11 protein-coding genes are annotated in these 12164 nt (G+C 69.4%); 4 read left to right on the top strand and 7 right to left on the bottom strand.

Annotated features, from left to right (window positions below):
* Positions 1 to 5 precede the first annotated feature (5 nt).
* Genes FDA38_RS05085 through FDA38_RS05075 form a run of 3 tightly spaced genes read right to left on the bottom strand, consistent with a single transcriptional unit; the run spans position 6 to position 2532 of the window.
* Positions 6 to 593 carry an MFS transporter gene (locus tag FDA38_RS05085; RefSeq protein WP_233714529.1) on the bottom strand — a complete coding sequence of 196 codons (588 nt, stop codon included), beginning with the start codon at positions 591 to 593 and terminating at the stop codon, positions 6 to 8.
* On the bottom strand, positions 590 to 1303 hold the full coding sequence (locus FDA38_RS05080) for a DUF4129 domain-containing protein (RefSeq protein ID WP_137252884.1): 714 nt from the start codon (positions 1301 to 1303) through the stop codon (positions 590 to 592). Before FDA38_RS05080 ends, FDA38_RS05085 begins: the two co-directional genes overlap by 4 nt.
* 17 nt (positions 1304 to 1320) lie before the next feature.
* Entirely contained in the window at positions 1321 to 2532 is a 1212-nt protein-coding gene (locus FDA38_RS05075) for a GNAT family N-acetyltransferase (protein ID WP_137252883.1), read from the bottom strand.
* Between the two features lie 64 nt (positions 2533 to 2596).
* On the opposite strand from FDA38_RS05075, the gene FDA38_RS05070 reads away from it, so the two are divergent.
* Positions 2597 to 3670 carry a CobW family GTP-binding protein gene (locus FDA38_RS05070; protein WP_137252882.1) on the top strand — a complete coding sequence of 358 codons (1074 nt, stop codon included), beginning with the start codon at positions 2597 to 2599 and terminating at the stop codon, positions 3668 to 3670.
* Here the strand turns inward: FDA38_RS05070 and FDA38_RS05065 are convergent.
* The 4 genes from FDA38_RS05065 to FDA38_RS05050 are packed head-to-tail and all read right to left on the bottom strand — an operon-like array spanning position 3667 to position 7897.
* Positions 3667 to 4362 (bottom strand): maleylpyruvate isomerase N-terminal domain-containing protein, encoded by a 696-nt coding sequence (locus tag FDA38_RS05065; RefSeq protein ID WP_137252881.1) that lies wholly within the window; start codon positions 4360 to 4362, stop codon positions 3667 to 3669. The two genes, FDA38_RS05070 and FDA38_RS05065, sit on opposite strands and share 4 nt — an antisense overlap.
* 31 nt (positions 4363 to 4393) lie before the next feature.
* Positions 4394 to 5182, bottom strand: coding sequence for an HpcH/HpaI aldolase family protein (locus FDA38_RS05060; protein WP_137252880.1), 789 nt, complete (start codon positions 5180 to 5182; stop codon positions 4394 to 4396).
* A 14-nt stretch (positions 5183 to 5196) separates the two neighbouring features.
* Positions 5197 to 6726, bottom strand: coding sequence for an acyl-CoA carboxylase subunit beta (locus FDA38_RS05055; protein WP_137252879.1), 1530 nt, complete (start codon positions 6724 to 6726; stop codon positions 5197 to 5199).
* Between the two features lie 7 nt (positions 6727 to 6733).
* On the bottom strand, positions 6734 to 7897 hold the full coding sequence (locus tag FDA38_RS05050; RefSeq protein ID WP_137252878.1) for an acyl-CoA dehydrogenase family protein: 1164 nt from the start codon (positions 7895 to 7897) through the stop codon (positions 6734 to 6736).
* Between the two features lie 68 nt (positions 7898 to 7965).
* Between FDA38_RS05050 and FDA38_RS05045 the strand changes: the two genes are divergently transcribed.
* The 3 genes from FDA38_RS05045 to FDA38_RS05035 all read left to right on the top strand — a co-directional run bounded on the left by FDA38_RS05045 (position 7966) and on the right by FDA38_RS05035 (position 12160).
* Positions 7966 to 8352, top strand: a complete 387-nt coding sequence (locus FDA38_RS05045; protein ID WP_233714528.1) for a MerR family transcriptional regulator — start codon at positions 7966 to 7968, stop codon at positions 8350 to 8352.
* 77 nt (positions 8353 to 8429) lie between these two features.
* Complete coding sequence (locus FDA38_RS05040; RefSeq protein WP_202877558.1) at positions 8430 to 11231, top strand: cation-translocating P-type ATPase; 2802 nt, start codon at positions 8430 to 8432, stop codon at positions 11229 to 11231.
* Positions 11228 to 12160: a PPK2 family polyphosphate kinase gene (locus tag FDA38_RS05035; RefSeq protein WP_137252875.1), complete on the top strand. Its 933-nt coding sequence runs from the start codon at positions 11228 to 11230 to the stop codon at positions 12158 to 12160. The genes FDA38_RS05040 and FDA38_RS05035 overlap by 4 nt, the downstream gene beginning before the upstream one ends.
* Positions 12161 to 12164 lie beyond the last annotated feature (4 nt).

The following is a 12164-nucleotide window of genomic DNA, read 5'->3' as shown; positions in this document are numbered from 1 at the left end:
ATTCCTCACAGGTTCTCGATGGTGTGGATCGCGTACTCGATCTCGTCGAGGGACGCGGTGCGCTTGTCATCACTGGTGATCAGCAGCCAGAGGCGATCGCCGGTGATCTCGCGAGCCCGGTCCGGCTCGCGCTCGGGGTCGACGCCGTGCCGGTGCACCAGACAGTCGGTGGCCAGCTCCAGCAGCATCGGCCGAACCCGACGTACGAACGTCTGGGAGCCCTCGCCGGCACGTCGCTCACGGCTCGACTCCTGCAGCCAGGTGGCGATGAACTGCGTGCGGTTGTCGCTGGTCCGCGTACGCAGCGCGGCGAGCTTGTCGTCGTGCTGGCCGGGCCAGCTCGTCTCCACCACCTGCGGCAGGACCAACCGGATCGCCAGCGACCCGATCCCGATCGCCAGCGCGGCGCCGACGAACCAGAGCGGTCGCGGCGCCATACCCGCCGCACCGAACACGGCAACCAGCAGCAGACTCGCCAGCACCGCGATGCCGACGTGCTGCAGCAGCAGCTTGTTCAGCCGCAGCGACCGAGTCTTCTTGACCTCCTGCGGCGGCCCCTTCTCCTCCAAGGCCGACCAGCGGTACGACGTCATCCGACCTCCTGGGGATGAGCCGCGGCAAGGTCATCACGCAACCGCAGCAACGCCGCCCTGGCCTCGGTCCGCGCGTCCTCGCTCGAGCCGTGGGTGGAGTACCGCGCCTCGCGGTACAGCTCACCGAGCCGGACCAGCTGCCCCTCGGAGATCCCGCCGATGCCGAGCACCCGCACGGTGAACTCGGCCGGTGTCTCCGCCGGATCCCGCGGCACTCCGGCCGAGGCGGCCGCCTCCTCCAACGCCACCCAGCAGGCGATCACCGCATCCGTCGCCTTGCCGGAGTCGATGCGAGCCAAGCCCTCGTCGACGGCCTCGGCCAGCCGCTCGGTCTTCACCCGCTCCCAGTCCGTGTCGTCGGGCTCCGCCTGCGGCAGCCGCACCTTGCTGATGATCCGGTAGATGAGCAGGCCGATGAACACCAACAGTGCGGCGATCGCCAAGTAGATCACCGCCTGCCACAACGCCTTCAACCAGGCCGGCATCTCCACCGGTTTGATGTCGCGCGGCGATGCCGTCGCCGACGGCGGAGGCGCAGCGGTGTCGGACGGCGTGAACGTCGGCAGCGGCCGCGGGCTGGCCTTCAGCGTGCTCTCGCTCACCGGCCGGACCGGCCCGCTCGCCGACGCGAGCACGACGAAGCCTGCCGCCACGACCCCCACGAGCACCACGACGGCCACCGCGAGTGCACCCCGCCGCTGCGTCTGCATCTGGGCAGGCTACCCCGTCAAAAGCCCGTATCGAGGAAGGGGAGTCGAGATGTGGAAAACGCTTCCGCAGTCGTGGACAGCGCGCCGGCCGTGTGCTCCTCGACCAGACCGGCGCGGCCGAGCCGGGCCAGTGACGGGCGGCCGAGGTAGACGGCGCCGAGATCACGCACGTGCAGCGTCAGGTCCGCATCCCGGGTCGTGGACTCGCAGCTGGCGCCGTCCGGCCCGCCGTCGAGGTGCCAGCGGCCCGCGTTCCACGGCAGGAAGTCGTCGATGACCTCGATGACGACGTCGACGTCACGGGCGTACGTCCGCCCGGCGAGCGCCGTACCGACATCGACCGGGCGGACCCACAGACCGTCCCGTGTGATCGGCGACGGTGCCCGCGGGTCGAGCAGGAGGTCCAGCAGCGGGTCGTCGGAGGCGAGCATCTCGCTGCGCGTCTCGCTGAGCAGGTCCGGCTCGAGCAGGTACCGCCACAGCGCAGCGTGGGACGCAATGTCGACCGCGTGCACCCGGTGCACGTCGACGTACCCCTTCTCTGCCCTTTTGGTCCGGTAGTGGGCGAACCCGGTCAGCTCGCCGTCCCGCTCCGCCAGCACGCACCGGACCTTCGACGCGTTGGCAGGGTTGCCGGTCAGGTTGTCGCTGATCGTGTACTCCTGCCAGCGCTCGTCGTGCTGGAACATCCCCGGCCGCTCCAGCGCCAGCTTGTTCCGCAGCTCTCCACAGCGAGCGAGACTCTCGCGTACGTCGACGTACCGGATCCGCACGTCGTCGATGCCGTCCACCGGCCGCAGCGTGCGCGACACCTTCGGTACGGCGATCTCCTGGTGGTCGGCCGCGAGCCCGTACCCGAACCGCGGGTAGATGACCGGCTCGCTCGCCGTCAGCGCGGCCAGCGGCTCGGTGCCGGCCTCGTGGATGTCGGTCAGCTGCGACCGCATCAGGTCCCGCAGGATGCCCCGCCGCCGATGCGTGGCCCGGACGCCGACCATCGTCACGCCCGCGACCGGCAGCTGCCCGCCCGGCACCGCCATCCGATGCGAGAACGTCCCGGTGTGCCCGACCAGCTGCCCGTCGTCGATCGCGACCGTCGACCGCTCGCGCTCCCAGATCTTCCGCTCGGACTCGTACTGCGCGTCGGTCCACGGCGACGAGAACGCCATGTCCAGGAGCTCCAGGAGCTCGTCCCATTCACCGGTGAACCGCCCGATCTCGATCGCCATACCCCTTGACTATCAGACGATCGGGCCTCTGGACTGATGAAAACCGTTTTCATATACTGGGGAGATGACCGCCCGAGCGAAGACTCCGTTGTCCCTGTTGGTGGGGCTCTCGACAACCCTGCGGGAGCCTGTTCTCGATGCGATGACCGATGCCACCACAGTGGTCGTGGTCGTGGACCAGGACGAGCTGCCCGCGCGCGGCGTGCTGTGCTGGCAGGTGCGCGATGGGTCCGGGCCGATCGACGCCGGTGAGTTCACGGTCGGGGACGACTGCGGCGCCTGCCAGCTGATCGAGTCGCTCGTGCCGTTGCTGGAGGCACTCGTAACGCGCGCGAACTGGGACCACATCGTGCTCGCGGCGCCGCCCGCGATGGAGGCGCGGCCGCTCGTCGCCACGCTGGTGTCCACCCTGCCGGAGATCGTCGTGGACACGGTCACCTGCGTCGTCGACGCCGTACTGCTCGTCGAGCAACTGTCCGGTGACGAGCTGCTCGCCGAGCGCGGTCTCGCCCTCGGTCTGCCCGATCGACGCAATGTTGCCGAGCTGACGGCCCGACAGATCGAGTACGCCGATGTGTGCCTGCTCGCCAATGTCCATCGCAGCGCAGCAGCTGAGCGGCTGGTGCATCTGCTCGAGCATCTGAACCCGCGCACGTCCGTGGTGACTGCTGATGCAGCCGGCGTGCCGACCGGAGCGGTCGCGCGGACCGGGCGGTTCGACTTTGCGGCCGCCGAGGCGTGGGCCGGTGAGCTCGCGTCGTCGGATCGGGTCCAGCCGAGCGGCGACGGAGTGACGACCGTGTTGTGGACGTCAACGCGTCCGCTGCACCCGGCCCGGCTCAACGACGCGCTCGAGGACATCGTCGACGGCGTCGTCCGGAGCCGCGGTGTGGTCTGGCTGGCAAACCGGCCGACGCAGCGCGTCCGCTGGGAGTCCGCCGGGTACAGCGCATCGCTCGGGATGCTGGGCGAATGGTCCGAGACCGAGCACCTCGCCGAGTGCACGGTGGTCGCGACCGGCATGGGCCTCGATCCGGCGCGGTTGCAGGCGGTCCTCGACGCCTGCCTGCTCACCGAGTCGGAGCTGGCGAGCCTCGACTGGCAGGAGCTGGAGGATCCGTTCGCCGGGGTGTTCTAGCCCAGCAGCGGCAGGCGGCTCGCGTGCGGGCCGAGCATCTCCAGGTCGTTCTCGTCGAGCGGCACCCGACCGGTTGCCTTCAGCACGTACGTCGTGGTGTCCCAGCCGATCACGTCCCACGCGTCCGGGCCGAACAGCCCGTCCAGCGTGCGTGCGGTCACCTGCAGACCTTCCGCATCGGGCTCCGGCGCGTCCGGCAACCCGACGGTCAGGTCGAGGTGGTGAACCGTTGCCTCCAGCACCAATGTCGCGACGAAGTCGGCCGCGCGCAGGACATGCCCCTGGGTCTCGATCCGGTGGCCTTTCGTGGCGAGCCCCAGCGCGGACGCCCGGACGGCGGCCTCGGACACCTCACGCCAGTGCTGCACGAGTTGGCCGGGCTTGCGGTACGACGCCGCGATCCCGCGGACGAAGCTGGTGTCGCCATCGGGTTGTGGCGGGAAGTCTTTCCAGTACGTGACGAAGTCCCGGTCGGGCTCGACCACGGCCGGGCTGGCGAAGGCGATCAGCGCCCGCTCCGCGTCGTACAGGAGGTGCACGAGCAACGGGCCGACGGGCATCCCCGGGCAGCGGGTCTCGCGCTCGAAGTCCGCGTCGCTCAGCCCTTGCACCGTCTCGGTCAGCCGCCCGTACGTCCGCCCCAGCGTGGCGGCAAGTCCCAACGGCAGTGCCCCTCGCTCGGGTGCCTTCATCCGCGGCCCTCCTCGGTGTGCTCCTTCGAACTTAACCCGGATAGGTACCGCGGGCGGTATCGAGGTGTGCGGCGGCCGCAGCCTCGAGATGACTCAGGTCGGAGGAGACGGTTGCGAACGTGTACCCCTGCGCCAGCCGCGCCCGCGCGCTCTCCCCGTCGAAGGTGTGGATCCCGGCCGCGATCCCCGCGTCGGCGGCGGTCCGGGCGATCAGCTCGAGCGCCTCCTCGAACGGTCCCTCGATCTCCGGATCACCCGGGAACCGCGCCCCGAGCGACAACCCCAGGTCCGACGGGCCGACGTACACCCCGTCGAGACCCGGCGTCGCGCAGATCTCGGCGACATTCTTCAGCCCGAGCGGCGTCTCGATCATCGCCAGTACGACGGTGGTCGCGTTGGCCTCGGCCGGCACCTGGTCGATCCGCAACGAGGCCCGCAACGGCCCGAACGACCGTACGCCGATCGGCGGGTACTTCGCCGCGCGGACCGCCCGCGCCACGTCGTCCGCGGTATCGATCAACGGCACGATCACCCCGGCCGCACCGGTGTCCAGCGCCCGCCCGATCGGCGTCGGATCGTTCGCCTCGACCCGGACCAGACCGACCGCCGTACCGGACCCGATCGCCGAACCGGCGTCGATCGCCATCAGTCCGTGCAGCAGACCGGTGGTGCTGATCAGACCGTGCTGTCCGTCCAGTACGACGTAGTCGTAGCCCAGCCGGGCGATCCGCTCGGTCGCCGGCGGCGCGTCCAGCGTCACCCAGTAACCGACCAGCGTCTCCCGCGAACGAATCCTGTTGGCGAACTCCCGTGCAGTCACACGGCCGAGCCTAGCTACACCGGCGGTACGCCGTGACGGCGGTGGGAGAACGTCCGGTCTTTGGACTGGGCCGCGGCGAGCCGGGCGATCAGGTCGTTGCGAAGGTCCTCCGGCTCGACGATCGCGTCGATGACCAGGTCGGCGGCCAGGCGCAGGATGTCGATATCGGTCTCGTACTCCTCGCGGAGCTTCGCGACGTACTCGACCCGTTCGCCCTCGTCGGCGATCTCCTGGATCTTGTTGTAGTACACGGCATTGATCGCCGCCTCCGGACCCATCACGGCGATCTTCGCGGTCGGCAACGCGACACACGCGTCGGGCGAGAAGCCGGGGCCGCACATCGCGTACAGGCCCGCGCCGTACGCCTTGCGGACGATCACCGACACCGTCGGCACGGTCGCCTCGGACACCGCGGTGATCATCTTCGCACCGTGCCGGATGATCCCGGCCCGCTCGACCTCGCTGCCGATCATGAACCCGGGCACGTCGCAGAGGTAGATGAGCGGCACGTTGAACGCATCGCACAGCCAGATGAACCGCGCCGCCTTGTCCGCCGAGTCGACGAACAGCACGCCACCCTTCACCGCGGGCTGGTTCGCGACGATCCCGACCACCTGCCCGGCCAGCAGCCCGAACCCGACCACGAGCTCCGGCGCGTACGCCGGTTTGATCTCGAAGAACGTGTCCGCGTCGACGACCGCATCGATCACGTCGTGGATGTCGAACCCGACGCTCTCCTCGGCCGGCACCAGGTCCCGGGTGAAGTCGCGGCCGGCGTCCGAGGCGTCGTACGACGGAGGTCGCGAACGCCACGAACCGGGGAGGTAGGAGAAGTACTGCTTGGCGAGCTCGATCGCCTCGGTGTCGTCGGACGCGAGCAGGTCGCCGCAGCCGGAGACGCTGGTGTGCATCCGGGCGCCGCCCATCTCCTCCAGCGTGACCTTCTCGCCGACGACCATCTCGGCCATCCGGGGCGAGCCCAGGTACATCGAGGCGTTGCCGTCGACCATGATCACGATGTCGCAGAACGCCGGGATGTACGCGCCGCCGGCCGCGGACGGACCGAACAGGCAGCAGATCTGCGGGACCTTGCCGGACAGCGCGACCTGGTTGTGGAAGATCCGGCCCGCACCGCGACGGCCCGGGAAGAGCTGGACCTGGTCGGTGATGCGGGCGCCGGCGGAGTCGATCAGCCAGAAGATCGGCAGCTCGTCGCGGAGCGCCACCTCGGTGATCCGGACGATCTTCTCGACCGTGCGCGCACCCCACGAACCGGCCTTGACGGTCGGGTCGTTGGCGACGATCAGCGCCGGGCGGCCGTCGACCAGCGCACGACCGGTGACCACACCGTCGGCGGGCAGGCCGGCGTTGAGGGCATTGGCCAACTGCGCTTCCTCGACGAAGCTGCCCTCGTCGACGAGCAGCGCGATCCGGTCGCGGACATATAGCTTGTTCTGACTGTCGAGCTTGGCTTTGGCCTTCTCCGGCGGCGCCAGCGTCGCTTCGCGGGCGACCTTGACCTCAGTCCAGTGATCGTGGGTCATGCATGCATCATTCCACCGGCAGCCCGAGGCTTCGGGCAATCAGCATCCGCTGCACCTCCGACGTACCTTCGCCGATCTCGAGGATCTTGGCGTCGCGGTAGAAGCGGGTGACCGGGTACTCCTCCATGAAGCCGTAGCCGCCGAAGACCTGGGTGGCGATCCTGGTAGCGGTCACCGCCGACTCGGTCGCGTACAGCTTGGCCACGGACGCCGCCTGCTTGAAGTCGGCAACGGACGCGCCGCCGTCCTTCAACGCGGCTGCCCGGTAGACGAGCAGCTCGGCCGCGTCGGCCATCACCTTCAGGTCGGCGATCTGGAACGCGACGCCCTGCTTGCGCCCGATCGGTCCGCCGAACGTCTGCCGCTCACCGGCGTACTGCACGGACATCTCCAGGCACGCGCGGATGCACCCGAGCGCGACCGCGGCGATCGCGACCCGCCCGTCGTCGAGCGTCGCGAGGAACTGCGCGAACCCCTTGCCGCGCTGACCGAGCAGGTTGGCCTCCGGCACCCGTACGCCGCTCAGCGCCAGCGGATGCGTGTCGCTCGCGTGCCAGCCGAGCTTGTCGTACGCCGCCTCCGCCACGAAGCCCGGCGTACCGCTCGGGACGATGATCGTGGAGATCTCCGGCTTGCCGTCCGCGCGCTCGCCGGTCCGGGCGGTCACCGTCACGCAGCTCGTGATGCTCGATCCGGAGTTGGTGATGAACTGCTTCGAGCCGTCGATCACCCACTCGCCGCCGTCGAGCACCGCGCGGGTCTTGGTCGCGCCGGCGTCCGAGCCCGACTCCGGCTCGGTCAGGCCGAACCCGGCCAGCTTCTGACCGGCGACCAGGTCGGGCAGCCAGGTCGCCTTCTGCTCGTCGGTGCCGTAGGTCAGGATCGGGTTGATCCCGAGCCCGACCGCCGCCTCGAGCGTGATGCCCATCGACTGGTCGACGCGGGAGATCTCCTCGATCGCCACGCACAGGCTGGTGAAGTCGCCGCCGGCACCGCCGTACTCCTCCGGCGCGGTCAGCCCGAACAGGCCGAGCCGCCCCATCTTCTGCACGACCTCGACCGGGAAGTAGTGCTTGCGGTCCCACTCGGCCGCATGCGGCGCGATCTCCGCCTCGGCGAAGTCGCGAACGCTCTGGCGGAACTCCCGGTGTTCCTCGGACAGCTCGAACATGCGGTACCCCTTCGTGCTTGACGCTTACGTAAACGTAAAGCACGCTGGGCTGCATGCACAATAGCCAGGTGTCCGCTGAGACCTGGTCGATCGCCGAGCTCGCCGCCGAGTACGCCGTCACGCTGAGAACGATCCGGTTCTACGAGGACCGCGGCCTGCTCACCCCCGAACGCCGCGGCACCGCCCGCGTCTACCACCCCCGCGACAAGGTCCGCCTCGGCCTGATCCTGCGCGGCAAACGCCTGGGCTTCTCGCTCGACGAGATCGCCAAGATCGTCGACATGTACGACGCCGAACCCGGCGAAGAGGGCCAGCTCGTCTACCTGCTGGACCAGATCACCCACCGCCGCGCCGAGCTGGAGCAACGCCGGCAGGACATCGAGGAGACGCTCGAGGATCTGGCCGAGGTCGAAGCGCGCTGCCGGGCCGACCTGGACGTGCTGCGCACCCGCTGAATCTCCTCCTGCACGGACGATGAGCCCGGGGCGATGCCCGGACTACCGTGACCTCCACGAGGCGGAGGGGGATGGTCGTGAGCGAGACCGGGATGACGGCGCGATCATCGACCGGAACGGCCGGCACCGAGTCGCCGCCGTACTCGCTGGCAGCGGACGAGGTCGTCGCCGCGGCCGGGTCCGACGCCGCCGCCGGGCTGTCCGGGTCCGAGGCGGCGAGCCGGCTCTCGTCGTACGGGCCGAACGAGATCGCGGCCGAGAAGCCGCCGTCAATCTGGTCCGTCGCGCTCGCTCAGGTCCGCGACCCGATGAACCTGATGCTGATCGCCGTCGTGGTCGTCAGCCTGCTGATCGCCGAGATCTCCACCGCGATCCTCGTCGCCCTGCTGATCCTGCTGAACATCGGCCTCGGCACCCGGCAGGAGCTGACCGCGCGGGCCAGCGTGGACGCGCTGTCCAAGATGCAGGTTCCGCAGGCCCGGGTGGTCCGCGGCGGCGAGGTGACGATGATCCCGGCCACCCAGGTGGTTCCGGGCGACCTGGTCGAGGTCGAGGCGGGCGACATCGTGCCGGCCGACGGGCGCATCGTCCGGTCGGCGACGCTGGAGGCGCAGGAGGCGGCGCTCACCGGGGAGAGCGCGCCGGTCGCCAAGGACGCCGGCGCGCTGACCGCCGGCGACGTCGCGCTGGGCGACCAGACCGACATGCTGTTCCAGAACACCTCGGTGACCCGGGGCACCGGCACGATCCTGGTCACCGCGACCGGGATGCAGACCCAGATGGGCCAGATCGCGACGATGCTCACCTCGGTGAAGCGCACCCGGTCGCCGTTGCAGCGGGAGCTGGACTCGTTGACGAAGGTCCTCGGCATCATCGCCTGGGGCGCGGTCGCGATCATCGTGATCACCGGCCTGATCCGTGGGCTTCCGGGCAAGGACCTGCTGCTGCTCGGGACCGCGATGGCGATCTCGGCGATCCCGACCGGTATGCCGGCCTTCGTCTCCGGCCTGCTCTCGCTGGGCGCGAAGGAGCTGGCCGCGGCCAAGGCGGTGGTGAAGAACCTGACCGACGTCGAGACCCTCGGCGCCACCAGCGCGATCAACACCGACAAGACCGGGACGCTGACGCTGAACCAGATGATGGTCTCCACGCTGTACGCGAGCGGGTCGTGGTTCACCGTCGACGGCGAGGGCTACCGCAAGAGCGGCGCGATCCGCTCGAAGGCCGGTACGCCGGTACCGGACTTCAGCCGCCTCGGCCTCGGCCTGGCGCTCGACAGCGACGCGGTGGTGGGCGACGACGGGTCGGTGATCGGCGACCCGACCGAGGCGGCCCTGGTGGTGCTGGCCGCGAAGCTCGGCATCGACGCCGACCAGACCCGGCAGGCGTACCCGCGGCTGGCCGAGGTTCCGTTCGATTCCGAGTACAAGTTCATGGCGACGTTCCACCGGGCGACCGTCGACGGCGTCGAGCACCTCATCGAGCTGGTCAAAGGCGCACCGGACGTGGTCGTCGCGCGCTGTACCCAGGCGGGCGGCCCGCTCAGCGGCTCGCAGGTTCCGATCGCGGAGGCGCGCGCGGCCATCGACGACGCCAACCTGAGGATGGGGCAGAAGGGCCTGCGGGTGCTCGCGTTCGCCGCCCGCCTGATCGCCGACGACGAGCAGGCGACGATGACCAGCGATCCGATGGCCCTCACCCGGGACCTGTCGTTCGTCGGGCTGGCCGGCATCATCGACCCGCTCCGGAGCGAGGCCAAGGATGCGGTCCGTACGGCGCTCACGGCCGGTATCGACGTACGGATGATCACCGGCGACCACGCGATCACCGCGCAGGCGATCGGCGGCGAACTCGGCCTCGGTCCCGGGGCGGTCAGCGGCACGGAACTGAAGGCGCTCAGTGACGAGGAACTGAAGCAGCGGTTGCCCGAGTTGCACGTGTTCGGGCGGGTCACGCCGCAGGACAAGTTGCGGCTCGCCCGGACCATGCAGGAGCTGGGCCTGATCGTGGCGATGACCGGTGACGCGGTCAACGACGCGGCGGCGTTGAAGCAGGCCGACATCGGAGTGGCGATGGGCACCGGCAGCGAGGTCACCAAGCAGGCCGCGCGGATGGTGCTCACCGACGACAACTTCGGCACGCTCGTGCACGCCGTGGAGATCGGCCGGCGCGTCTACGACAAGGTCGTGTCGTACGTCCGGTACCAGATGACGCAGCTGTTGTCGCTGGTCCTGCTGTTCCTGGCCGCCACGGTGTTCGGCATCAACCAGGGCGTCGCGATGACGCCGTCGATGGTGCTGTACCTGCTGTTCGTCGCCACCGCGACCGGCGTCGTGATCATCGCCGTCGACCCCGGCGATCCCGACGTGATGCACCGGCCGCCGCGAGATCCCGGCGTACCGATCACGAACCGCGGGGCGGTGATGACGTGGATCGGCTACGCGCTCGTGCTGTTCCTGGCCGCGCTCGGCCCCCTGGTCGCGGGACCGGACGAGCCGAGCCCCGACCACGCCAGTACGTCGATGACGATGACGTTCGCCGTGATGGGTCTCGGGACGATCTTCAACGCGCTGGTCAACCGGCGTGACCCGGCCAGCGGCCTGACCGCACCGATCCTGAAGGCAGTGGCGATCGGGCTCGCGTCCTTCGCCCTGCTGTTCCTGGGCACCCAACTGCCGACCCTCCAGAACGGGCTGCTCACCCGAACGCTGAGTCCGCGCGAATGGCTCACCTGCGCAGGACTGGCGGCGATCCTTCCGATCGTCGTCGAGGTGGCCAAGGCGGTCCGGAGACGCCGCCACCCGCGGCCGGAAACGCTGAGCCCCGAGTACACCGTCGCGCCGCAGCGCGCCCGGTCCGAGGTCAGGGGGAACGCATGACATCTCGCGAGGAACGAATCGCCGACTTCATCGAGGCGTTCCGGGTCGAGCCGGGGTCGACGGTCAAGCTGTCCAAGGACTTCGACCCGACGTACCGCGGCACCGTACGGAAGAAGAAGAAGGGCCGTCAGTTGCTGGCCGAGGGCATCGACATACTGTCCGAGTACCAGACCCGGCTGTACGCGCAGCACAGCCACGGCGTTCTCGTGGTGCTCCAGGCACTCGACGCCGGTGGGAAGGACGGCACCATCCGGCACGTGATGACCGGCGTCAATCCGCAGGGCGTGGACGTGCACGGCTTCAAGGTGCCGTCGAGCGCGGAGCTGGATCACGACTACCTGTGGCGCTACCAACGACAGCTCCCCCGGCGCGGTGCGATCACGATCTTCAACCGCTCGCACTACGAGGAGGTGCTCGTCGTCCGCGTGCACCCTGAACTCCTGGAGCGTCAGAATCTCCCGCACAGCGCCCGGGGCAAGGGGATGTGGCGACGGCGGTACCACGAGATCAACGAGTGGGAGCGAACCCTCAGCCGCAACGGCACCAAGATCGTCAAGCTCTTCCTGAACCTGTCCAACGAGGAGCAACGGACCCGTTTCCTGCGGCGGATCGACCTGCCCGACCACAACTGGAAGTTCTCCTCGGCCGACGTCCGTGAACGCGAGTACTGGGACGACTACCAGCGGGCGTTCTCGAAGATGCTGTCGAACACCAGCACCGAATGGGCGCCGTGGTACGTGATCCCAGCCGACCGCAAGTGGTACGCGCGGATCGCCGCGGCCGCGGTGATCGCCAACGCGCTGATCGAGATCGATCCGCAGTTCCCGACGATCGACAAGGACGCCCACAACGCTCTCCTGGACGTCAAGAAGACCCTCGAGGCCCAGTCGCCGGAGGGGGCGGCACCCGACCCGTTCGAAGCCGGCTAGGTCG

Origin of the sequence: Kribbella jiaozuonensis, assembly GCF_005233875.1 — a bacterium.
GTDB lineage: Bacteria > Actinomycetota > Actinomycetes > Propionibacteriales > Kribbellaceae > Kribbella > Kribbella jiaozuonensis.
The sequence above is the reverse complement of the archived record's forward strand: the minus strand, read 5'-3'. Positions and strand labels throughout refer to the sequence as shown.

Bases quoted from the DNA above. Each gene is read 5' to 3' on its own strand.
- FDA38_RS05070 (WP_137252882.1), top strand. From the start codon at position 2,597: ATGACCGCCCGAGCGAAGACTCCGTTGTCCCTGTTGGTGGGGCTCTCG.
- FDA38_RS05035 (WP_137252875.1), top strand. From the start codon at position 11,228: ATGACATCTCGCGAGGAACGAATCGCCGACTTCATCGAGGCGTTCCGG.
- FDA38_RS05085 (WP_233714529.1), bottom strand. From the start codon at position 593: ATGACGTCGTACCGCTGGTCGGCCTTGGAGGAGAAGGGGCCGCCGCAG.
- FDA38_RS05065 (WP_137252881.1), bottom strand. From the start codon at position 4,362: ATGAAGGCACCCGAGCGAGGGGCACTGCCGTTGGGACTTGCCGCCACG.
- FDA38_RS05075 (WP_137252883.1), bottom strand. From the start codon at position 2,532: ATGGCGATCGAGATCGGGCGGTTCACCGGTGAATGGGACGAGCTCCTG.
- FDA38_RS05050 (WP_137252878.1), bottom strand. From the start codon at position 7,897: ATGTTCGAGCTGTCCGAGGAACACCGGGAGTTCCGCCAGAGCGTTCGC.
- FDA38_RS05080 (WP_137252884.1), bottom strand. From the start codon at position 1,303: ATGCAGACGCAGCGGCGGGGTGCACTCGCGGTGGCCGTCGTGGTGCTC.
- FDA38_RS05055 (WP_137252879.1), bottom strand. From the start codon at position 6,726: ATGACCCACGATCACTGGACTGAGGTCAAGGTCGCCCGCGAAGCGACG.